This window comes from Mycobacterium sp. (assembly GCF_040509115.1).
Taxonomy (GTDB): domain Bacteria; phylum Actinomycetota; class Actinomycetes; order Mycobacteriales; family Mycobacteriaceae; genus Mycobacterium.
On record NZ_JBEVLO010000267.1, the window covers coordinates 1 to 20639 of the forward strand.

Genomic DNA, 20639 nt, shown 5'->3' on the forward strand with positions numbered 1-20639 from the left:
TGGCAGTGGTGAAGCGCTGCTGCACGTCGTCCCAGTTGACGACGTTCCAAAACGCCTTGACGTAGTCCGCTTTGACGTTCTTGTACTGCAGGTAGTAGGCGTGCTCCCACAGGTCGACCTGCAGCAGTGGCACGATGCCCAGTGGCACGTTGGCTTGCTGGTCGTAGAGCTGGAACGTCAACAGTCGCTGCCCCAGCGTGTCGTAGCCAAGGACGGCCCAACCCGATCCCTGCAGTCCGTTGGCCGCGGCGGCGAACTGGGCGCGGAACTTGTCGAAGGAACCGAACTGATCGTCGATCGCGGCCGCGAGTTCGCCAGTCGGTTTGTCACCCCCGTTGGGAGACAGGTTCTTCCACCAAATGGAGTGGTTGACGTGGCCGCCGAGGTGGAACGCCAGGTTCTTCTCGTTGAGAAAGATCGCGGCATGGTCGTCGGCGGCGCGTGCTTCCTCCAGTTTGGCGAGCGCGTCGTTGAGGCCCTTCACGTAGGTCGCGTGATGCTTGCCATGATGAATCTCGTTGATCTCACCCGAGATGTGTGGTTCGAGTGCCGCGTAGTCGTAGTCCAGGTCGGGCAAGGTGTATTCGGCCACGAGTTTCCCCTTCGAGTCGTCGGTCGTATCCGCGGGGCCGTTTCGCCCCGCCCGACGGTACGGCCGAACTCGCTGCGGCTCAGTGATTTTCTTCGCTGAGAACCAAAGGGAATGCGTAACGTCCTGAGAGACAGACGGAGTCAGACGTCCGAACTCTCCCGCCACAGATCGATGCCCGAATCAGAGGCGTACTGGTCGATTTCGGTGAGCTCGTCGGGCGTGAACTCGAGATTCGACAGCGCTCCAAGGTTCTCCTCGAGCTGCGCCACGCTGGATGCCCCGACGAGGGTGGAGGACACGGCGGGATCGCGCAGCACCCACGCCAACGCGAGCTGGGCCAGCGACTGCCCGCGGCGTTCGGCGATCGCCGCCAGACCGCGGAGCCGTTCAAGGACCTGGTCGGTCACCAGCTCGTCGTCGAACGTCGGGCGGGCCGTCGCGCGGTCCACGTCGGCGGCCGAATGCTGAAGGTAGCGGTCCGTCAGCAATCCCTGTGCGAGCGCGGTGAACGCGATGGCCCCCATGCCCGCGTTGGCGAGCTCGGTGGTCAGCCCGCCCTCGATCCACCGGTTCAGCAGCGAGTACGACGGCTGGTGGATCACCAGCGGGGTGCCCAGCCGCTGAGCGATCGCCGCAGCCTCCGCGGTCTTGCCGGGGGAGTACGACGAAATGCCCACGTAGCGCGTCTTGCCCGACCGCACCGCGGTGTCGAGGGCGCCGATCGTCTCCTCGAGCGGGGTGACCGGGTCGATGCGATGGGAGTAGAAGACGTCGACGTAGTCCAGCCCGAGGCGGTCGAGGGACTCGTCGAGACTGGCGAGCAGGTACGCGCGCCCGCCCAGCTGGCCGTAGGGGCCCGGCCACATGTCCCAGCCCGCCTTGGTGGAGATGACCAGCTCGTTGCGATAGGGCTTGAAGTCGCGGCGAAGCATCCTGCCGAAGTTCTCCTCGGCGGAGCCGTACGGGGGCCCGTAGTTGTTCGCCAGGTCGAAGTGGGTGATACCCCGATCGAAGGCGTAGCGCAGCACCTCTCGCTGCCCGTCGAAGGGACGGTTGTCGCCGAAGTTGTACCAGAGGCCCAGCGAGATGGCGGGCAGCAGAAGACCGGACGTCCCGACTCGCCGATAGGGCATCGCCGCGTAGCGGTCCCGGGACGCGACCCAGGGATCGTGGGTGAACGGCACGTCGGCGATCGCGAGTTCCTCGGTCATGGCGCCATCGTAGTGAGCGGCGTCGGCACTTGGGACCGGCTTGCCGGGACTCGGACTCCCAGGAAGTCCGGCCTTCGACGGAGGACGAACCCCAGCGACTCGTACAACCGGATGGCCGTCGCGTTCGAGGCCGACGCATGCAGGAACGGCGTCTCGCCGCGGGCTCGGATCCGGTGGGCGACGGCGTGCACCAGCCGCGTCGACAGACCGCGCCCGCGAAACGCCGGATCGGTACACACCGCGCTGATCTCGGCCCAGCCAGGGGTGTGCAGACGCTGGCCTGCCATGGCGACCAGGCGGCGGTCGTGGCGGAAGCCCAGATACGACCCGAGCTCGACGGTGCGTCGGAAGAAGGGGCCGGGCCTGGTCGCGGCGACCAGTGCCAGCATCTCCGGCACGTCGTCGGCTCCGAGTTCCACCGCGTCGGCGTCGTCGGCGGCGGCCACCCCGTCGGCGATCAGCTGAACTCCGGGCACGCGGTCGACCACCTGCCAGTCGGCGGGCGGATCGCCGATCACTCCGGTGAGGATCACCGTCGTTGCCGGACCGCTGATTTCGGCCAGGTCGGCCCAGTCGTCCCGATCCGGCACGTCGGCGAAGCCCGCGAAGCCCGCGATCTCGGCGGGGTAGCGGACGGCGCGGCCGCGGTGCAGCGCCAGGTGTCGGTGCGGGCCGGTCAACGAAGCGTAAACCGGGTTGTCCAACGGATGAGCGGCCACGGTGCACGATCCTGGCACGCCGCGGCGCGACGGTTCACACGGCTTCGCATCGCGCTGAGTTTTTCTCTCGCCGAACACCACCCCGAGTTCGTACCGTCACCACACGTGACGACATCAGCACTCTCACGGCGCCGCGCGCTGCAACTCCTCGGGTTGGCTGGCGGTGCCGCGCTACTCACGCCGGCCCTTGCCGCCTGCGGCTCGTCCAGCAGCGGCAACGCCCTCGCGGGCAACGCGCCGGTCTCGGGCAAGTTCGATGGCGTCACACTCAAGCTCCTGGTCAACCAGCCGCACGTGACGTCGTTCCGCGACGTGCTGGCACCGGCGTGGACGAAGGCGACCGGCGGCACGCTCGACGTCACCGCCGCGCCATACGACCAGCTCACCAGCAAACAGATCCTCGACGTCCAGAGTGGCACGGGCGAATTCGACGTCTTCGACTACTTCTACTTCGGGCTGGGCGACCTCGTCGACGCAGGCGCGTTGGTGGACCTGACGGACTGGATCGATCAGAACAAGACCGCCATCGGCGTCGACGGGTACCTTCCGTCGATCTACGATCCCTACACACTGCTCGACGACAAGCGGTACGGCCTGCCGTACGACGGTGACGTGCACATCCTGTTCTACAACTCCGAGCTGCTCGACCGGTACAAGGTCGAGCCCCCGAAGACGTGGGACGACTACGACGAGATCGCCGCCAAGATCACCAAGGACGCCCGCGGAGCGGCTTACGGCGCCATCGTGTCCGGCCAGCAGGTCCCGATGATCCTGGGCTGCTCGTACATCAACCGCCTCACGGGCTTCGGGGGCGAGCTGATCGGCTCCGACGGCAAGCCCGCCTTGACCTCCGACGCCTCGGTCGCCGCGCTGCAGCACCTCGTCGACGTCGCACCGGTGGCGCTACCGACGCCGCTGCAGGTCGGCTTCGACCAGGCCAATACGGCGTTCCTCACCGGACAGGGCGCGCTCCTGGACACCTGGACCGACATGGCGCTGCGGGCCGAGGATCCGACCGCATCGAAGATCGCGGGCAAGTGGGGTGCGGTCTCGCTACCCGTCGGCGGTACCAACACCACCCCCCGCGCCGCACTGGATGCAGGATTTGGCCTCGGCATCTCGACGGCGTCGAAGAACCAGGACGCCGCAGCGGCGTTCGTCAACTGGGCCACCGCGACGCCGCAGAACCTCGCGGTGTCGTCGACGGCGGGTGCTGGGATCGATCCGGTCCGCGGTGAGGTGCTCAACTCCGACGGCTACGCCAAGGTCGTCACCGGCGCGATCGCACCAATCCGCGAGGGCCTCAACGGTCATCCGCTGGTGTGGCCGAAGCAGGCGGGCGCGCCGAAGCTGTTGCAGGACCTCGTCGATCAGTTGGCGTTGGCCATCGCCGGTACGCAGACCGTCGACCAGTCCCTGGAGAACGCCCAAAAGAGCTGGGAGAGCGCCGCGACATGACGCGACGCGTCCCGCTCTGGCTGGCGTTGCCCGCCATCGCAGGACTGGTGCTGTTCCTGGTCTATCCGACGGCATACTTGGTGGCGCTGACGCTGACCGATTCATCGCTGGCGAAACCCCTGCGCGCGTTCAGCGGCGTCGACAACTTCCACAGCGCGTTCGATGCGCCCGCGTTCACGCCCTCGCTGTGGAAGTCCACCGCGTTCGCCGTCATCGCGACGGTGGCCACGACGGGTGTCGGGCTGGTGCTCGCGCTGCTCCTCCGGGCCCGTGGTACCCGGTTCGGTGCCGTCGGGGCACTGCTTCTGCTGCCGTTGGTCACGGCGCCGGTGCTCATCGGCGTGGCGTGGAAGCTGCTCCTCGCGCCGGTCGGTGGGGGACTGGCGGATGCCTTCGCGGCGGTGGGGCTCAGCGGCTTCAATCCTCTCGGATCCGGAAGCGGGGCGTTCGTCGTCCTCCTGCTCATCCACGTCTGGCAATGGACGCCGTTCGCCGTACTGATCCTGTTCGCCGCGCTCGGGGTCGTCCGCCCCGAACTGCTCGAGTCGGCGCGGATCGACGGCGCGAGCCCGTGGCGGACCTTCACCACCGTGACGTGGCCCGCGATCGCACCGACGGCCTGGGCGGTGCTGATCCTCGAGCTCGTCATCGGCTACAAGGTGTTCGACCTGATCGTCGTGATTACCTCGGGCGGTCCGGGGTTCGCGACGACGCTGACACCGTTCGTCATCTATCAGACGGGGTTGCGGGGAAGTTTCGACATGGGAACCGCGGCCGCTCAGACGATGATCTTTGCCGCCATCGTCGGCGTCGTCGCGACCGCCTTCACGGCGGCCAGGGCACGCACCGTCCGGGCCGAGCAGTCATGACCTCCGCAGCGAAGCGCTGGATCGTGCGTGTCGTGCTCGTCGTTGCGGTCGTGGTGACCCTGATTCCGATCGGATACCTGGTGTCGCTCGCGGTGCGTCCGCCCAGCGACGTGCTCAACTCCAGCCTGTTGCCGACGCAGTGGACGACGTCGAACTTCGCGTCGGTGTTCGACACGATCGCACTGGGCACCATGCTGCAGAACTCATGGATCTCGGCGGTGGGTGCGGCCATATTGGCGGCCGTGATCGCCACTCCCGCAGCGTATTTCACTGCCCGAAGGTTTGGCGGTGAGCGACTGCTTACGGTGCTGCTGGCCAGCTACTGCGCCCCACCGATCGTGGCGGTCATCCCGCTGTTCTTCCTGCTTCGCAATCTCGGTCTGACCAACAGCGTGATCGGATTGATCATCGTCAACGGCATCGCCAACGTTCCGGTGGCGGCCTGGCTGCTCGATGGATTCGTCCGCCGCATCCCCGTCGAGATCGACGAAGCCGCGGTCATCGACGGTCTGTCCGTCGCTGGCGCCTTCCGCAAGGCGGTGCTGCCGCTGCTGTGGCCCGGCATCGTTGCAGCACTGCTGGTGGTGTTCTTCTTGAGCTACAACGACTTTCTGTTCGCGGTGTACCTGGCAGTGACGAAGGAGAGTCAGACGTTGACGGTGGGTTTGTCACTCTTCCAAGGTGATCGCAACGTGCAGTTCGGCCAGCAGGCCGCGGCGGGACTACTCGGCATCGCGCCGGTCTACGTGCTTGCCCTGGTGGCGCAGCGCTACCTGGTGGGCGGGCTTTCGACGGGAGCCACCAAGTGACCACCGTAGAACTGATCGACGTCACCAAGTCGTACGGCGGCTCGACGGTCGTCGACGGCCTCGACCTCACCCTGGCGGATGGGTCGCTGACCGTCCTGGTCGGCCCATCGGGGTGCGGCAAGTCAACGACGTTGAGGATCGCGGCGGGTCTGGAGTCCGCGGACCGCGGCACGGTCCGGATCGGTGATCGCGACGTCACCTCGGCCGCTCCGCGCGAACGTGACGTGGCGATGGTCTTCCAGAATTACGCGTTGTATCCGAACCTCACCGTCGCAGGCAACATCGCCTTCCCGCTGCGCAACGCCGGTGCTGGCAAGGCCGAAGCCGCCGAACGCGCCCGCGAGGCAGCCGAACGGGTGGGCATCGCCGCTCTACTCGACCGCAAGCCACGGCAACTCTCGGGCGGGCAGCAGCAGCGGGTCGCGATCGCGCGCGCACTGGTGCGCACCCCGTCCGTCTTCCTCTTCGACGAACCGTTGAGCAACCTCGACGCCAAGCTCCGCGTCGAGTTGCGCTCCGAAATCCGGAGATTGCAACAGGAGTTGGGCATCACGGCCCTCTACGTCACGCATGATCAGGAAGAGGCGATGACCATTGCCGATCAGCTGGTGGTGCTCGATTCCGGACGCATCGCCCAGCGTGGCACGCCCGAGGAGCTGTACCGCGCACCGGCGAACACGTTCGTGGCGGGCTTCATCGGTTCGCCGAGCATGAACCTCGTCCCCGGCCGGATCCAGGGCGGTGTGTTCACGGCAGACGGCGTGACGTGGTCGGCGCCCGGCGCCGCGCAGGGCGAGGTGACCTTCGGGGTGCGGCCGGAGGATCTGCTGGTCGAGCCAGGGGGAGTGGACCGGGGCGAGCGAAGCGACGGGGGAATGGACCGGGGCGAGGCCCGTGTGGAGCTCGTCGAGTTGCTGGGACCGCGCTACGTGATCATCGTCAAGGCAGGCCCTCGTCGCTTGACCGCCGTCGTCGAGGCGTCCTCCGTCGCGGACTGGTCACGCGTGCCTGCGCCGGGAGATGCGGTCACCGTGCGGGTGCGAGCGGGGCGGGAGCACCTGTTCGACGGTGCCACCGGGCGGCGGCTGCCGGACTGAGGTGCCCGTCAGGCGCCGTCGCGACTCGGGGTGGTGCCGATCGACCACGCGTAGGGGGGCGGCGTGGCGTTGACGTCGAACGCTCCCAACACCTTCGCCTTGAACAGCCGCGGGTTGTGCGACGCGACGGTCCGGGCGTTGCGCCAGTGCCGGTCGAGCCCGCGGCCGGTCGACGTGGCCGACGCGCCGAGCGCGTCGAACAGTTCGGTGGCGGAGTCGAGCACCATCTTGGACACGGCCACCTGCGCCGCGCTGGTCTCCAACTCCGCAGCCTCGGTGGCCCGCCGCAGCTCGGCATCCGGGGCAGTGGCAGCGTCGGAGGCCACGTCCAGCGCTGCCGCGGCGCGCACCGCGACGGCCTCCGCGGCGTACGCAGCCGCCGAGATCTCACCGACGAGCCCGAGCACCTGCGGGTCGTCGCGAACGCGGGACGCGTTGGCGTGAGAGTAATTCCGGGTGCGGGCGCGAACTTCGGCGACGACGTCGCGGTGGATCGCCTTCGCGATGCCCGCGAGGGTCGCGATCAGGTTGAGCTGATACAGCGCGGTCTGATATGGATGCCGCTCGACGAACGGCAGTAGGTGGCCCCGTTCGACCCGGGCGTCGGTGAACTCGGCGGTTCCGCTTCCGGTGCCGCGCTGCCCGAACCCGTCCCAATCGTCCTGCACCACCACGCCGGGTTGCCGAGTGTCGACGATGGCGATCACGTGGGTCGATTCACCGCCATCGTCGAGTCGTGCGTACACGTCAGCCCATTCGGCGAAGATCGTTCCCGTGGTGTAGAACTTGCGGCCGTTGATTCGGTAGTGATCACCCTCGGGCACCACCACCGTCTGAACGTCGCCGATGAGGGTCGAACCGATCTCGGTCCACGCGTTCCCCGCGATCTCGCCGGCCACGAAGCGCTCGAACCAGGCACTCTGGTCGGCACCGCGGCGGTGTCGGAACAACACGTCCTCGACGAGGGTGAAGTGGCCACGCAGCGCCTGGGCCAGGTTGGCGTCGGCGGCGGCCAGATCGATCCAGACCCTGGTGATGTCCACCCAGCTCAAACCGCGGCCACCGAACTCCTGCGGCACCCGTAGTGCGCCGAAGCCGGCCTCCTTGAGGGCGGTCAGCACGTCGGTCGGCAACTGGTGTCCGATCTCGCGTTCGAGTGCGCCGGAGACGTTCTGTTCGATCAACGACGCGATCTCGGCTCGGACGTCGTCCGATTGCCGCACGTCACCCGTTGCGGACGCTGTCATGTGAATACCACCTGGTTCTGGACGCAGTTCTGTCGATTGTGCCCAACGATGCAAGCCGATCCGCGACGGGATCCGAATTATGTTCGCCACGAATACAACTGGCGGCAAACCGGCGAGGTAACACTAGGATCTGCGGGCATGACGCAGCGCACGCCATGGACTACGCCGTTGGACGGGGCCGAGACACCGCACTGGGACGCGGTCGCCGCCGAGGTCGCGGTGGCCTTGGAGCCCGATGTGCTGGCCCGCGATCGGGCCAACCAGGACCCCGTCGCCGAATTGAAGCTGCTGAAGGAATCCGGCCTGGCCAATCTGTTGATCCCCGTCGAGTACGGCGGACATGGGGGGCACTGGTCCAGCGCCCTGCGTGCCGTCAGGATCCTGGCCCGCACCGACGCCTCGATCGCGCAGATCCTCAGCTACCACTACGTCAACCACGCGGGCATCGTGTTCTTCGGGGCGCCGCAGCGGTGGGAGCACTGGTTCGGGGCCTCGGCGGATGGGCAGTGGCTGTGGGGTGACTCCGTCAATCCCGTCGACCCCGACCTGACGCTGACTCGGGTGGGATCGGACTATCGACTCAACGGGCGGAAGAGATTCTCGACGGGGGCCTCGACGGGAGACGTCACGCTGGTGATGGCCCTCGACCAGGCCGGGGATCGAGTGCTCGCGTCGGTGGTCGACCACGACCGCGCGGGCGTCGAGTACCTCGGCGACTGGGATGCCCTTGGTCAGCGCCTGTCCGCCAGCGGCAGCGTCCAATTCACCGACGTGGCGGTCGCCGCGGACGACGTCCTCGGCGAAGTGGGCGAGGAGCCATACTCGACGCTGGTGACACCAGGGGTGCAGCTGGGCTTCGCCAACTTGTATCTGGGCATCGCCGAGGGAGCCTTGAGCCGGGCCCGTCAGTTGACTCTCGACCGGCGGGGCGGTTGGTTGCTCGGCAGTGCCGAGCACTATTCGCGAGACCCGTTCGTGCAGCGCGTGTTCGGCGAGTTGCTGTCGCGGACTGCTGCCGTCGAGGCGCTGGTGGACCTGTGGAACGTGCGGTACGACGCGGTGATCGCCCGTGGCGCCGAGGTGACCGCAGACGATCGCGCCGCGGTCGAGATCGGCATCGCCAAGGCGAAGGTGGTGGCCACCGAAACCGCGCTCGAGGTGGCCCACCGCGTGTTCGAGGTGACCGGTTCCAGCTCCACCCGGAGCGACGTGGGACTGGACTTGTTCTGGCGCAACATCCGTACCCACTCCCTGCACGACCCGGTCGACTACAAGAAGCTCGAGGTCGGCGCAAACTTCCTGACCGGCGACGTGCAGCCGATCACGCTGTACACCTGAGCGGCCTGCTATCGACCCGACGTCGGCTGCGATGCGATCGACGACGATGATGACGGCACGGTGGACGGACGATCGATGATCGTCGAGCGCGAGCCGCCGACCCGGTAGCTGGCGCCGCGGTGCTCGTCGGGAAGTCGGTCACCACGTCCGAACAGCTTGTTGCGCAGGGATCCCGGCGTGTATTCGGGTTGGTAGGCGCCGCGCTCGGTGAGCACCGGCACCACATGGTCGACGACGTCGGCGAAGGTCCCTGGGGTGATGGCATACGCCAGGTTGAACCCGTCGACGTCGGTTTCTTCGACCCATTCCTGCAGCACGTCGGCCACGGTGTTACCCGAACCGACGATCAGCGGTCCGATGCCGCCGATCTTGCCCCAGTTGGCGATGTCGCGGACGGCCCACTCGCCACCGTCGGGATCCGCCGACTGGAATGCCTTGACCGCAGACAGGATCGCGTTCGAGTCGACGTTGCCGATCGGTTCGTCGAGGCCGTAACGCGCCAGGTCGACGCCCATCCAACCGGACATGAACGTGAGCGCGCCCTCGGGATCTCCCCAGGAGAGGTACTCGGCGTGCTTGGCCTTGGCTTCTTCGTCGGTGTCGGCCGTGATCACCGTCGAGAGGTTGAAGATCTTGGCCGCGTAGGGATCCCGGCCTGCGATCTCCAGCTCACGCCGGATGGTGCCGACGGTCTCGCGGAGAATGGCCTTCGTCGGAGCGGCCGTGAAGATGGCCTCGGCGTTCTCGGCGGCAAACCGCACGCCGCGCGGTGACGCCCCGGCCTGGAAGAGCACCGGTGTGCGCTGGGTGGACGGTTCGGACAGATGAATGCCGGGAACGCTGAAATGCGTTCCCTCGTGGCCGATGTGGTGCACCTTGTCCGGGTCGGTGAAGATGCCACGTTCCCGATCCTTGATGACGGCGCCGTCCTCCCATGAACCCTCCCACAGCTTGTAGAGCACCTCGAGGTACTCGTCGGCGTGGTCGTAGCGGGCATCGTGGGCGGGCTGGTCCGTCTGACCCATGTTGCGCGCCGCGGCCGGCAGGTAACCGGTGACGACGTTCCACCCGACGCGGCCCTTGGTGAGGTGGTCCAGGGTGGAGACGCGCCTCGCGAAGGGGTAGGGGTGCTCGAAGCCGGTTCCGGTGGTGATGCCGAAACCGAGATGCTCGGTCACCAACGCCATCGCCGACACCAACAGCAGCGGGTCGTTGACCGGAATCTGGGCGGCCTGCCGGATGGCTGCCTCGTCGCTGGCGCCGTAGATGTCGTAGGTGCCGAGCACGTCGGCGATGAACAGCGCGTCGAACCGTCCGCGTTCGAGCAGTTTGGCGAGGTCGGCCCAGTAGGCGAGGTCCTTGTACTCCGCGGAGCGGTCCTCGGGGTGTCGCCACAAACCGGGGGACTGGTGGGCGACGCAGTTCATGTCGAACGCGTTCAGACGTATGGTTCGGCTCACTGGCAGCATTCTCTTCGCGGTGGGCCCATCTGGCACGTGTTTGAGTCCCGAAGATTCGAAGTCCGATCATGCGGCCGGGGCCTGCGAACGCGCCCAGCCGGACCACTTGCATTCAGTCCGATTCGTAATCTCGGCTGGACCAGGGTCAGCTCGCTAGCGTCGAATCGCAGGGAACCGACGCCATTGATGGGCTGGGGGTAATGCCGAATGACCGATCTCGGACCCTTCGAGTGGATGCGCGACGTCATGGGCGATGCCGAGGCACTCGAGGTGTACGCAGAACTCTCCAGCGGGGGCAGCCCACGGGGGCGAGAGGTTGCGGGCACCGCGTCCTACGCGGCGCGCGAGTACTGGCCAGAGTTCTTCGCCGTTGCCGACCGGCCCGCGTTGGCCTCGTGCGCCCGCCTGTTCGACGACTACCCGTGGCTCACGACGTCGATGGTGCAGCGTGCGATCGACGCGTTGCACGGTCGAACGGCGATCACGCCGGGTGACATCGTCGAAGCCGCCCAATTGCTCGACGACGACGCCTGAGCCCAGCCGTACGTGTGCCGTAGAGAGGCACGTCGGCGGCGCGCGCCGGTGGGGAAGCGTCGAGAATCGGTCTGATTTATATGCGGCCGTTGACCGTTCGGCCGGGGCAGGATCGAAGCCATGACTGACAGCGCGATCACCGGGCAAGAGCAGAGCTTCAGCTGGGCCGGGTGGCACCAGGGATATGCCGATCCCGACTCCGACCTCTCTCGGCGGCTCGTCCACGTTCAGCGTCGCCTGTCCGAGGGACTCGACGCCGTCCCTGCTGGCCCCATTCGATTGATCAGTCTGTGCGCCGGCGAAGGTCGCGACGTTCTCGGAGTGCTCCCCGACCACCCGCGCCGTGACGACGTGACCGCTCGGCTGGTGGAACTCGATCCCGACGTCGCGGCGACGGCGAGATCGTCCACCGCGGCGCTGGGATTGGATCGGGTCGAGGTCGTCACGGGCGACGCAGGCACCGCCGCTGCCTACGCCGGCCTGGCCCCGGCCGACGTGGTGCTCGCCTGCGGCATCTTCGGCAACGTCGTCGACGACGACATCCGCCGGACCATCCGCGGTCTTGCGCAGCTGTGCAAACCCGGTGCCACCGTGCTGTGGACGCGCCATCGTGGGGCGCCCGATCTGACGCCGCAGATCCGAACCTGGTTCGGGGAGGCCGATTTCGACGAGGTCGGGTTCGACTATGAGGACGGCAGGAACTTCGCGGTGGGAACGCAGAGGTTCCGCGGTGTGACCGCCCGGCTGGACCCCTCCGCGAGGTTCTTCGAGTTCGCGCCGCGGGATCGCCCGTAGTGGCCCACTGCCTGAATCGCCCAGTGGCCCACTGCCTGGATCGCCCAGTGGCCCACTGACCGAAGTCGCCGCCCAGCACGCCAACGAGGCGTAGTCGCGCTGGGAACCAGGCGACGATGGCCTCGGCCGCTACCGAGCGGCCCCGACGAAGGGGATGGAGGCCGCACGAGTTCCGACCGAACTGCCGTCGAAGAGGCCGCGCTCGCGCAGGATCGGCACTACGCCCTCGCCGAACCAGAACAGTTCCTCCAGGTGCGGGTAGCCGGAGAAGATGAACTCGTCGATGCCGATCTCGGCGTACTCGGCGATTCGGTCCGCTACCTCGGTATGGCTGCCGACCAGCGCGGTGCCCGCACCGCCCCGCACCAGACCGACGCCGGCCCAGAGGTTGGGCGCGATCTCCAGGCTGCGCGCGTCGTGCCAAGAGCCGTCGGCCCGGTTGGCCTCGTGCAGCGCGAGCATCCGGCGCTGACCCTCGGATTGACTGCGGCTCAGCCCGGCCTGCGCCGACCGGACCGTCTCCTCGTCGAGAGCGGCGACGAGCTTGTCGGCCTGCGTCCAGGCGTCGTCGGCGTCGTCGCGGGAGATGGTGTGCAGCCGGATTCCGAACCGGACGTCGCGCCCCTGCTCGGCGGCTTCCTTGCGAATCCACGCGATCTTCTCACGGACCGCGGCGGGGGGTTCACCCCACGTCAGGTAGACGTCGGCGTGGCGCGCCGCGACTGGACCAGCGGCAGGGGAGCTGCCGCCGAAGTACAGGGGCGGCAATGGGTTTGGCAGGGTGGCCAGGGAAGCCTCTTCCACGCTGACGTGCTTGCCATGTGTCGTCACGGTCTCCCCGGCCCACAGCCTGCGGACCACGTCGAGGAACTCGTCGGCCCGTTCGTAGCGGGCATCCTTGTCGAGGTGATCGCCGAAGGCCCGTTGTTCGTGGGCCTCGCCTCCGACGACGACGTTCAGCAGGATGCGGCCAGGAGCATGACGGGCGAACGTCGCCGCCATCTGAGCCGACAGGGTGGGGCTCACCAGGCCCGGACGGAAAGCCACCAGGAAGGCCAGCGACGTCGTCTCGCGGGCGAGAAGCGATGCGGTGACGAACGCGTCCTCGCACCACGCGCCGGTCGGGATCAGCGCGCCGGTGAACCCGAACGTCTCGGCCGCCCGCACGATCGAGGCGAGGTAGTCGATGGAGGCGTCGCGGTCACTGTGCGCGGCGCCCGCCGGGGTGCCGTGACCCCCGCCGACGATGAGTCGGCTGTCACCGTACGTGGGCAGGAACCAATGCAGCTTCACAGTCATGTCACGACCTTAACGACACCTTCCGGGTTCGCGATCGGTTGATCCCGCTTGAGAATCCGCACTTAAGCAGCGCTGAAGGGTTCTGGTAGCGCGGCCCCCTTGTTCGGCACCCGCGCACGGTCGACGCTGTCGAGGTGCCAATTGTCGGCCACGAGTACGGGGGCAGCACTCTGCGCGAAAGTCTCGTCCTGCCCAGTCCAGCCTGAGAGGAGAGTCCCGATGCCGTCCACGACACCGAAGTTGGTGTTGAACTCGGTGATTCGAGCCATCGGTTTCACTCAGGGCGGGTGGCGTCACCCCGACGCCACTCCGCACCGCGCCCTGGAACTGGATTACTACCGGGAGTACGCCGAGATCTCGGAGCGAGGCCTGTTCGACGGGCTGTTCGTTGCGAATACTCCCGCCGCCAGGAGCAACGACTGGACCACGTTGTTCTCCCCCCTGGAGCCCGTCGCGCTGTTGTCGGCGTTGGCGCCCAACACGTCTCACATCGGGTTGATCGCCACGCTGTCGTCCACCTTCAACGACCCGTACAACGTCGCGCGGTCCATCGCCACGCTGGATCATCTCAGTGGCGGACGGGCCGGTGTCAACATCGTGACCTCCGGATCGGTGGATGCGGCGAGGAACTTCGGATTCGACGAGCTTCCCGGGCACGAGCACCGCTATGACCGGGCGCACGAATTCCTGGAAGTTCTCTACCAGTTGTGGGACAGCTGGGACGCTGACGCACTGGTCGTCGACAAGGCGGCGGGCGTCCAATCCAGGCCCGGCAGCGTGCGCCCCATCGGTTACCGCGGCAAGCACTTGGCGGTGCACGGCGCGCTGGACGTGCCGCGGTCACCACAGGGCAGGCCGCTGGTCTTCCAGTCCGGTGGTTCGGGGCCCGGCCGGGACCTGGCGGCGGCCTACGCCGACGCGGTCTACACCGCACAGCGCACGGTCGCCGAATCCGTGGCGTTTCGCGACGACCTTCACCACAGGCAACGCCAGCTCGGCAGGTCGGGACCCTTGGTCAAGGTTCTCCCCGGGTTGATCCCGATCGTCGCGAGCACCGACGCCGAGGCGCACGCCCGGCACGACGAAATCAGCGCCCTGAACCCACCGGAGCGTTCTGTGGGCATCCTCGCAGAACGCCTGAACGTGGATCTCTCCGGTGTGGCTCTCGACGAACCCTTTCCCGCACAGCGGCTTCCGCCGGTCGACAGCCTGGTCGGGGAGCGCAGTTTCCACGAGATCGTCCGCAGCCACGTCGACGCGGGCGCATCGTTGCGCGAGATTCTCCGGGTCACCGACTCGGGGAACAGCCATCTGCGGTTCGTCGGATCCGCCGAGCACGTCGCCGACGACATCGCGGCGTGGTTCGCCGCGGGCGCCGTCGACGGGTTCAACGTCAACCCCGCCATCACCCCGACGGGCCTCACTGATTTCGTCGACCACGTGGTTCCACTGCTGCAGGCCAAGGGAATCTACAAGCGCGAGTACACCGCCACGGGATCGCGACAGGCGTTCGCCTAGGTCATCACGGCTTGAGCGTGACCCCGGACCGGAACGTCACGGCCATCACTGCGCTGAGCACCAGCGCGGCACAGACGACCGCCGCGAGGGCATACCCCGGAGCGATGTCCGCATCGCCGAGCATGCCGTACCGCAGGGCCTGCACTGCGTAGAAGACCGGATTGAAGTAGCTCACCGCGCGCCACGCAGGCGCCAGGTCGTGGATCGAGTAGAACACCCCGCCCAGGTAGCACAGCGGCTGCACGACGAGCACCTGGATCGCCGCGGTGTGTTCCTGGGTCTTGGCATACAACGCCGCAAGCATTCCGGCCAGCGCGGCGAGCAACAGCACCGCCGCCCAGGCCGCGACGAAGTACGCCGGACGGTCGATGCGCGAGCCCGTCAGCGGAATGGCGACGGCCAGAAGACCGGAGGAGATCAACGTCCCGCGGACCATCGAGCCGAGGATCAGCGCCAGGTTGATCTCCCACCAACGCAGCGGGCTGGCGAGCACTGCGTTGATGAAGCGGTCCTTGCGGGCCTCGAAGAGCGATGCGGTGCCCTGGATGTAGCCCGCCGTCACGACCGACAACACGACGAGGCCGGGGAGGATGAACTGTGCGTAGGGCACACCCCGTACCCCCGGGATGCGGCTGCCGAGCGCGAGCCCGAAGACGAACACGAACAGCAGAGCGGCCAGCATCTGTCCGGCCACGGTGAAGTGCCAGTTCTTGAGATACCGCACGATCTCGCGCTGCAGCAGCCAGGTGAACGCAGGTCGCGTCGCGCGGTACTGCTGGTCGTAGGGCGTCAAAGGTGCTGCGGCGAGCCAGTTCTCAGTCATCGACGAAACCCACCGCCGGTGCGGCGATCACGCGCTCGTAGACCTCGGCCAGATGAGCGGCGCCGAACTCGGCGCGCAGTCGTGCGGCGCTGTCACGGGAGATGATGCGGCCCCCCTTGATGAGGGCGACTTCGTCGCAGAGCACTTCTGCCTCCTCCAGATAGTGCGTCGTGAGCAGGATCGTGTGGCCAATCCGGTGCAGATCGCGCATGTAGCCCCACAGGTCGGCGCGCAGCTCCACGTCAACGCCCGCGGTCGGCTCGTCGAGGATCAGGAGGCGGGGCCGGTGGATCAAGGCACGGGCCACCAGCAGTCGGCGCTGCATGCCACCGGAGAGCGCGTGGGGATGCAGCTTGGCCTTGTCCGCGAGGCCGAGTAGTTCGAGCAGGTCGTGCGCTCGACGGGTGGCTTCGCGGCGGCCCACTCCGTAGTAGCCGGCGTGATAGATCAGAATCTCCACGTTGGTCAGGAACCGGTCCAGGTTGACCTCCTGTTCGGCCAGGCCCACCAGGGCCCGGCCGGTCCGGGAGTCGTTGTCGTGGCCGAAGATCCGAATCTGCCCCGCCGATGGCCGCAGCAGGTTGCACGTCGCCGCGATCAGCGTCGACTTGCCGGCCCCATTGGGGCCGAGCAGCCCGAAGAACGCGCCGTCGGGGATCTCCAGATCGAGGTCGTGCAGGGCGGTGAAGCCCGATCGGTAGGTCTTGCGCAGCCGCACGACTGCCAGAGCAGGGGGCGCCACCGCAGACGACCTCCTCGGGTGATGGACGCAACTGCGTAACCATATTCGGCCGTGGCCCGCGAATAGTTAAGTCACGGTGTCGCATTCCCGTAGCCGAAGCCGGTTGTTCGCAACCAGGCTGCCGTCGAGACTGATTGGCTACTACCGCCGAGCAGCTGAGGACACAGATGACCGCCATCGCGACAGCCACCATCGACGCTGGGAGCCTGCATCGGCTCCTGGGCTCAGGAACGGAGTACGCGCTCGTCGACGTGCGTGAAGCGGGTGTGACGGCCGCGCAGGGCTCGATCCTGCTCGCCGTGTCGATTCCGCTGAGCGTCCTGGAGCTCAAGGTGGGCACCCGCATTCCGCGGCCGTCGACGCCGGTCGTGGTCTACGACGGCGGCGCCGGGGACGATCTCGCCGAACGCGGTGCGGCGCGTCTGACGGCGCTCGGCTACACCGACGTCCGGGTGCTTGACGGGGGTCTGCGCGCCTGGGCGGAGGCCGGCTACAAGGTGCAGTCCGGTGGCGACCACGTGATCGGCCAGGCGTTCGGCGAGTGGATCGAACACGTCTACGAGACACCGCACATCACCGTCGAGGACTTCCGGGCGCGCGTCGCCGCCGGTGAGGACGTCGTCCTGCTCGACAGCAGGCCGATCGGGGAGTTCGAGAACCACAGCCTGCCCGGTGGAACGTCGATCCCCGGCGCCGAGTTGGTCTACCGGGCCGCGGAGGTGGTGAAGTCACCCGACTCGCTGGTGGTGGTGAACTGCGCGGGACGCACCCGCAGCATCCTCGGCGCCCAGGTGCTCATCAATGCAGGCCTGCCCAACAAGGTGGTCTCCCTGGAGGGCGGCACCCAGTCCTGGGTGCTGGAGGGCCACGAGTTGGTGCACGGCAAGTCGGTCGCGGCCCCGCTGCCCGGGGCGCAGGCCTCGGAGGCAGCGCGTGCGGCGGCGGCGCGGTTCGCGGAGCGATTTGCGATCACTCGCATCGACAAGGCGACCCTCGCGCAGTTTCGCAGTGAAGCGCAGAGCCGTTCGCTCTACGTTCTCGACGTGCGCACTCCGCAGGAGTTCGAGGCGGGCCACCTCGCCGGCTCCCGCTCGGCGCCGAGCTGGGACGTCGCACCGTGGACGTTCCGCTACGTCAGTACGCACAACGCCCGCATCGTGCTGGTCGACAACGACACCGTTCGGGCGACCGTGGCCGCGTCGTGGATCGCTCAGATCGGGTGGGGTGAGGTGTTCGTCCTGGAGAATGCCCTCGACGGCGAGTTGGAGACCGGCCCTGCCCCAGACGCGTTCGAGGTGCCGCAGTCCGGGTATTCCGTCGTGTCGGCAGACACCATCGATGTCGTGTCGGCAGACACCATCGATGTCGTGTCGGCAGACACCATCGATGTCGTGTCGGCAGAGGATCGCGTTGTCGTCGACGTCGCGCCGTCCCCGGCCTACCGGGCCGGGCACATACCCGGCGCAGTCTTCGCCATCCGCTCCCGGCTGGCGGGGTCGGCCGCCGACATTCCGGGCTCGGGTCCCATCGTCGTGACGTCGGAGGACGGGGTGCTGGCGAGGTTCGCCGCCGCTGAACTCAGCGGGGTCGTCGACCGACCGGTCGAAGTCCTCGACGGGGGGACGCGAGCATGGCAGGCAGCGGGTCGCGCCATCGAGAGCGGCACGGAGAACTGGCTGCACGACGCCGACGACGTCGTCCGATCCGGTTGGCGGGAAACCGATTTGGAGAAGCGCAAGGCCGGGTTCCGGTGGTACCTGGGCTGGGAACTCGGCCTGGTCGCCGAGCTCGAGCAGGACGACACCGTGCCGTTCAAGCGGTTCGACTAGGGGCGGGCGTCGGCGGCCTCGAGTCGGCGGCCTCGAGAGCTGCCGCCATGCTCGGGGCAGTCGACCTCGGCGTGCCCGCTCAGTAGTTGATGGTGCCGAGCAATCCGCCGCCCGCCGCGACGGCGTCGCCGGTGATGCTGACGCTGCGCGGTGAGGCCAGGAACGTGACGACGTCGGCGACCTCGGTGGCGTCGACGATCCGTCCGATCGCGTTGCCCGCGAGTTGCCTCTCGTAGTCGGCCAGTGAGATTCCAGCGGCGTCGGCGCCGGCCTGATACTCGACGGTCTTGCTTTCCGTGCGCGTCTGGCCGGGGTGCACCACGGTCACGTTGACACCGTGCGGACCCAACTCGTCGGCGAGGTTCTTGGTCAACGCCGCCACGCTCACATTGCGGATGCTGCGCACGATCGAGTGCGTTTGGCGGTAACCCAGCCCGCTGACGTTGATGATCCGGCCCCAGCCCTGGTCGACCAGGAGGGGAGCCACGGCCCGTGCGGTCCGCAGATAGCCGACGACCTTGATGTTGACGTCACCCCAGAACGCCGCGTCGGTGGTGTCGGCCAGGTTGGGAGCGCCTGCGCCAATGGTTTGGTTGGACGCGTTGTTGACCAGGATGTCGACCCCGCCGAGTTCCTCGACGGCCCGTGCGACCAAGGCGCTCACCGAGGCGTCGTCCCCAGTGTCGGTGACGACGGGGATGGCGCGCCTGCCGCTTCGTTCGGCCACCTCGGCGGCGGCCTTCTCCAAGGTGTCGCGGTTGCGGGCGGCGAGCACCACGTCGACGCCCTCTGCGGCCAGCGCGTGCGCGACGGCCAGCCCGATGCCCTTGCTGCCGCCGGTGATGATCGCGCGCTTGTCGGCCAGTTGCAGATCCATGTCAATTTCTCCTCGTCGTGGTTGTGATATTAGAAGAAGGCGCCGTTGGGTAGCGGAGCCCCCGTCAGTTCGTGTGCCCCAATTGCCTTGGCCTTGTACGTTTTCGGGTTGTGTGCTGCGAGCGTCCGGATGTTGCGCCAGTGGCGATCCAGGTGTGAGCTGCGCCGCGCCGCCGTCCCGCCGCCCACGTCGAACAGATCGCCTGCCGCGCGCAGCGCGAGTTCGTCGACGACGACCTTCGCCTTGGCCGCACGCAGGGCGGCGCGCAGCGACAGGTCCGGCTCATCTGCGGTGCCGTGCGCACCGTAGGCGTCGGCGAGGGCATCGGCCGCCGAGGACACCATTGCCTCTGCGGCAAAGGCCTGGCTGGATAGCAGCCCAACCGTCTGCTGCAGGATCGGATCGTCGGTGGGGTTCTCGGACGCCGCGTGATAGAACGTTCGCTGCTTGTTGCGGACCAGGTCGGCGGCATCCCTGGTGACCCTGCGCAGGATCCCGGCGATCACGGCGGTGAGATACAGCTGCGGAAAGGTCGCCGAGTACGTGAGGTCGCCGTAGTACGTGCCGTCCGCCAGGAACTCGTCGCGTTCGACGGCGACGTCGTGGAAGCGGGTGGTGCCGCTGCCGGTGAACCGTTGTCCGATGCCGTCCCAATCCCGTTCGACGACGACGCCGTCGCGTCCGGAGGGAACCACCACCCGCGCGGGCTTCCCGTCGGGCCCGGTGGCTCCGACGACGAGGTAGTCGGCGTACAGGTTGCCAGTGCTGTAGAACTTCTCGCCGGACAGCCGCAGGCCCGCGGGCTCGTCGGTGACGGTCGTGGCGAAGTCCTGGTTGCGTCGCCCGGCCTGCCTGCGGGTCAGCTCGGTGGACGCCAGCCCGAACAGCTTGCCCGCCGTGACCAGTTCCAGCCACCGGCGGTCGCCTCGAACGTCGTTTCTGAGCAGGCTCTCGGTGAAGTTGAAGTGGTTGCGCACGCTGTGTGCCACGTTGGGATCCACCTCGCCGAGCGCGATCACGATCGCGAAGAGCTCGGACAGGGTGGCGCCGCCACCGCCGAGGGCAACGGGGAGTCGCAGCGCACCGAGGCGGGCTGCGCGCAGGACCTCGAACTCGGCGAAGGGATGTCGGTCCTCCTGGTCGCGTTCGACGACGCCGGCGTCGACGTAGGCGAGGAGCTGTGCCAGTTCGGCGGATCCGACGGTCACCGGTTTGGTGAACGTGGGTGCGGTCGTGGGGGACTGGGCGTCGGTAACGGTGGTCATGTCGTCCTTCGATCGGTGGGTGGCCGGGATCGCAGCGTCGGGGCGAGGAATGGATGGCGCGGGCTATCGGCACCGCGCCACCCATCACGCACGACCGGCGATACCCCTCAGATCTCGCCGTCGGTGAGCACTTCGTCCAGGCAAAGAAGGTCCAGGC

The 20639-nt window shown here is 67.6% G+C and carries 19 protein-coding genes; 9 read left to right on the forward strand and 10 right to left on the reverse strand.

The window, feature by feature from the left end:
* From ABW137_RS17785 to ABW137_RS17795, 3 genes are all read right to left on the reverse strand, one after another.
* On the reverse strand, nucleotides 1–592 hold a 592-nt coding region (locus ABW137_RS17785), incomplete at its 3' end, for a superoxide dismutase (protein ID WP_526402321.1).
* A 140-nt stretch (nucleotides 593–732) separates the two neighbouring features.
* A complete protein-coding gene (locus tag ABW137_RS17790; protein ID WP_526402323.1) occupies nucleotides 733–1803 on the reverse strand; it encodes an aldo/keto reductase in 1071 nt (356 codons plus the stop codon).
* Nucleotides 1800–2522 (reverse strand): GNAT family N-acetyltransferase, encoded by a 723-nt coding sequence (locus ABW137_RS17795; RefSeq protein WP_526402325.1) that lies wholly within the window; start codon nucleotides 2520–2522, stop codon nucleotides 1800–1802. Before ABW137_RS17795 ends, ABW137_RS17790 begins: the two co-directional genes overlap by 4 nt.
* 105 nt (nucleotides 2523–2627) lie before the next feature.
* Here ABW137_RS17795 and ABW137_RS17800 point away from each other — a divergent pair, with 105 nt between their 5' ends.
* From ABW137_RS17800 to ABW137_RS17815, 4 genes are read left to right on the forward strand one after another with little or no spacing between them, the layout of a single operon-like run.
* A complete protein-coding gene (locus ABW137_RS17800) occupies nucleotides 2628–3980 on the forward strand; it encodes an ABC transporter substrate-binding protein (protein ID WP_526402327.1) in 1353 nt (450 codons plus the stop codon).
* Nucleotides 3977–4849 (forward strand): carbohydrate ABC transporter permease, encoded by an 873-nt coding sequence (locus tag ABW137_RS17805; RefSeq protein WP_526402329.1) that lies wholly within the window; start codon nucleotides 3977–3979, stop codon nucleotides 4847–4849. The genes ABW137_RS17800 and ABW137_RS17805 overlap by 4 nt, the downstream gene beginning before the upstream one ends.
* A complete protein-coding gene (locus ABW137_RS17810) occupies nucleotides 4846–5658 on the forward strand; it encodes a carbohydrate ABC transporter permease (protein ID WP_526402330.1) in 813 nt (270 codons plus the stop codon). The genes ABW137_RS17805 and ABW137_RS17810 overlap by 4 nt, the downstream gene beginning before the upstream one ends.
* On the forward strand, nucleotides 5655–6755 hold the full coding sequence (locus ABW137_RS17815) for an ABC transporter ATP-binding protein (RefSeq protein WP_526402332.1): 1101 nt from the start codon (nucleotides 5655–5657) through the stop codon (nucleotides 6753–6755). The genes ABW137_RS17810 and ABW137_RS17815 overlap by 4 nt, the downstream gene beginning before the upstream one ends.
* 8 nt (nucleotides 6756–6763) lie before the next feature.
* Here the strand turns inward: ABW137_RS17815 and ABW137_RS17820 are convergent, their stop codons facing one another.
* Nucleotides 6764–8002 (reverse strand): acyl-CoA dehydrogenase family protein, encoded by a 1239-nt coding sequence (locus ABW137_RS17820; RefSeq protein ID WP_526402334.1) that lies wholly within the window; start codon nucleotides 8000–8002, stop codon nucleotides 6764–6766.
* A gap of 138 nt (nucleotides 8003–8140) precedes the next feature.
* Here ABW137_RS17820 and ABW137_RS17825 point away from each other — a divergent pair, with 138 nt between their 5' ends.
* Complete coding sequence (locus ABW137_RS17825; RefSeq protein ID WP_526402336.1) at nucleotides 8141–9340, forward strand: acyl-CoA dehydrogenase family protein; 1200 nt, start codon at nucleotides 8141–8143, stop codon at nucleotides 9338–9340.
* 8 nt (nucleotides 9341–9348) lie between these two features.
* Here the strand turns inward: ABW137_RS17825 and ABW137_RS17830 are convergent, their stop codons facing one another.
* On the reverse strand, nucleotides 9349–10800 hold the full coding sequence (locus ABW137_RS17830) for an LLM class flavin-dependent oxidoreductase (RefSeq protein WP_526402338.1): 1452 nt from the start codon (nucleotides 10798–10800) through the stop codon (nucleotides 9349–9351).
* 207 nt (nucleotides 10801–11007) lie between these two features.
* Between ABW137_RS17830 and ABW137_RS17835 the strand changes: the two genes are divergently transcribed.
* Both ABW137_RS17835 and ABW137_RS17840 read left to right on the forward strand, forming a co-directional pair.
* Nucleotides 11008–11334, forward strand: coding sequence for a hypothetical protein (locus tag ABW137_RS17835; RefSeq protein ID WP_526402340.1), 327 nt, complete (start codon nucleotides 11008–11010; stop codon nucleotides 11332–11334).
* Between the two features lie 120 nt (nucleotides 11335–11454).
* Nucleotides 11455–12129, forward strand: a complete 675-nt coding sequence (locus tag ABW137_RS17840) for a class I SAM-dependent methyltransferase (protein ID WP_526402342.1) — start codon at nucleotides 11455–11457, stop codon at nucleotides 12127–12129.
* 129 nt (nucleotides 12130–12258) lie between these two features.
* On the opposite strand, the gene ABW137_RS17845 is transcribed toward ABW137_RS17840, so the two are convergent.
* Nucleotides 12259–13428, reverse strand: coding sequence for an LLM class flavin-dependent oxidoreductase (locus tag ABW137_RS17845; RefSeq protein ID WP_526402344.1), 1170 nt, complete (start codon nucleotides 13426–13428; stop codon nucleotides 12259–12261).
* 219 nt (nucleotides 13429–13647) lie between these two features.
* Here ABW137_RS17845 and ABW137_RS17850 point away from each other — a divergent pair, with 219 nt between their 5' ends.
* The gene (locus ABW137_RS17850; protein ID WP_526402346.1) at nucleotides 13648–14946 is read left to right on the forward strand and encodes an NtaA/DmoA family FMN-dependent monooxygenase; all 1299 of its coding nucleotides are present in this window, start codon (nucleotides 13648–13650) and stop codon (nucleotides 14944–14946) included.
* A 4-nt stretch (nucleotides 14947–14950) separates the two neighbouring features.
* Here ABW137_RS17850 and ABW137_RS17855 read toward each other — a convergent pair whose 3' ends face one another.
* Together ABW137_RS17855 and ABW137_RS17860 are read right to left on the reverse strand one after the other, a co-directional pair.
* On the reverse strand, nucleotides 14951–15769 hold the full coding sequence (locus ABW137_RS17855; protein ID WP_526402348.1) for an ABC transporter permease: 819 nt from the start codon (nucleotides 15767–15769) through the stop codon (nucleotides 14951–14953).
* Entirely contained in the window at nucleotides 15762–16511 is a 750-nt protein-coding gene (locus ABW137_RS17860) for an ATP-binding cassette domain-containing protein (protein WP_526402350.1), read from the reverse strand. The genes ABW137_RS17855 and ABW137_RS17860 overlap by 8 nt, the downstream gene beginning before the upstream one ends.
* A gap of 167 nt (nucleotides 16512–16678) precedes the next feature.
* On the opposite strand from ABW137_RS17860, the gene ABW137_RS17865 reads away from it, so the two are divergent.
* Nucleotides 16679–18340 (forward strand): rhodanese-like domain-containing protein, encoded by a 1662-nt coding sequence (locus tag ABW137_RS17865; protein WP_526402352.1) that lies wholly within the window; start codon nucleotides 16679–16681, stop codon nucleotides 18338–18340.
* Between the two features lie 79 nt (nucleotides 18341–18419).
* Here ABW137_RS17865 and ABW137_RS17870 read toward each other — a convergent pair whose 3' ends face one another.
* Nucleotides 18420–19217: an SDR family NAD(P)-dependent oxidoreductase gene (locus ABW137_RS17870; protein ID WP_526402354.1), complete on the reverse strand. Its 798-nt coding sequence runs from the start codon at nucleotides 19215–19217 to the stop codon at nucleotides 18420–18422.
* A 29-nt stretch (nucleotides 19218–19246) separates the two neighbouring features.
* On the reverse strand, nucleotides 19247–20482 hold the full coding sequence (locus tag ABW137_RS17875) for an acyl-CoA dehydrogenase family protein (RefSeq protein WP_526402356.1): 1236 nt from the start codon (nucleotides 20480–20482) through the stop codon (nucleotides 19247–19249).
* Nucleotides 20483–20639 lie beyond the last annotated feature (157 nt).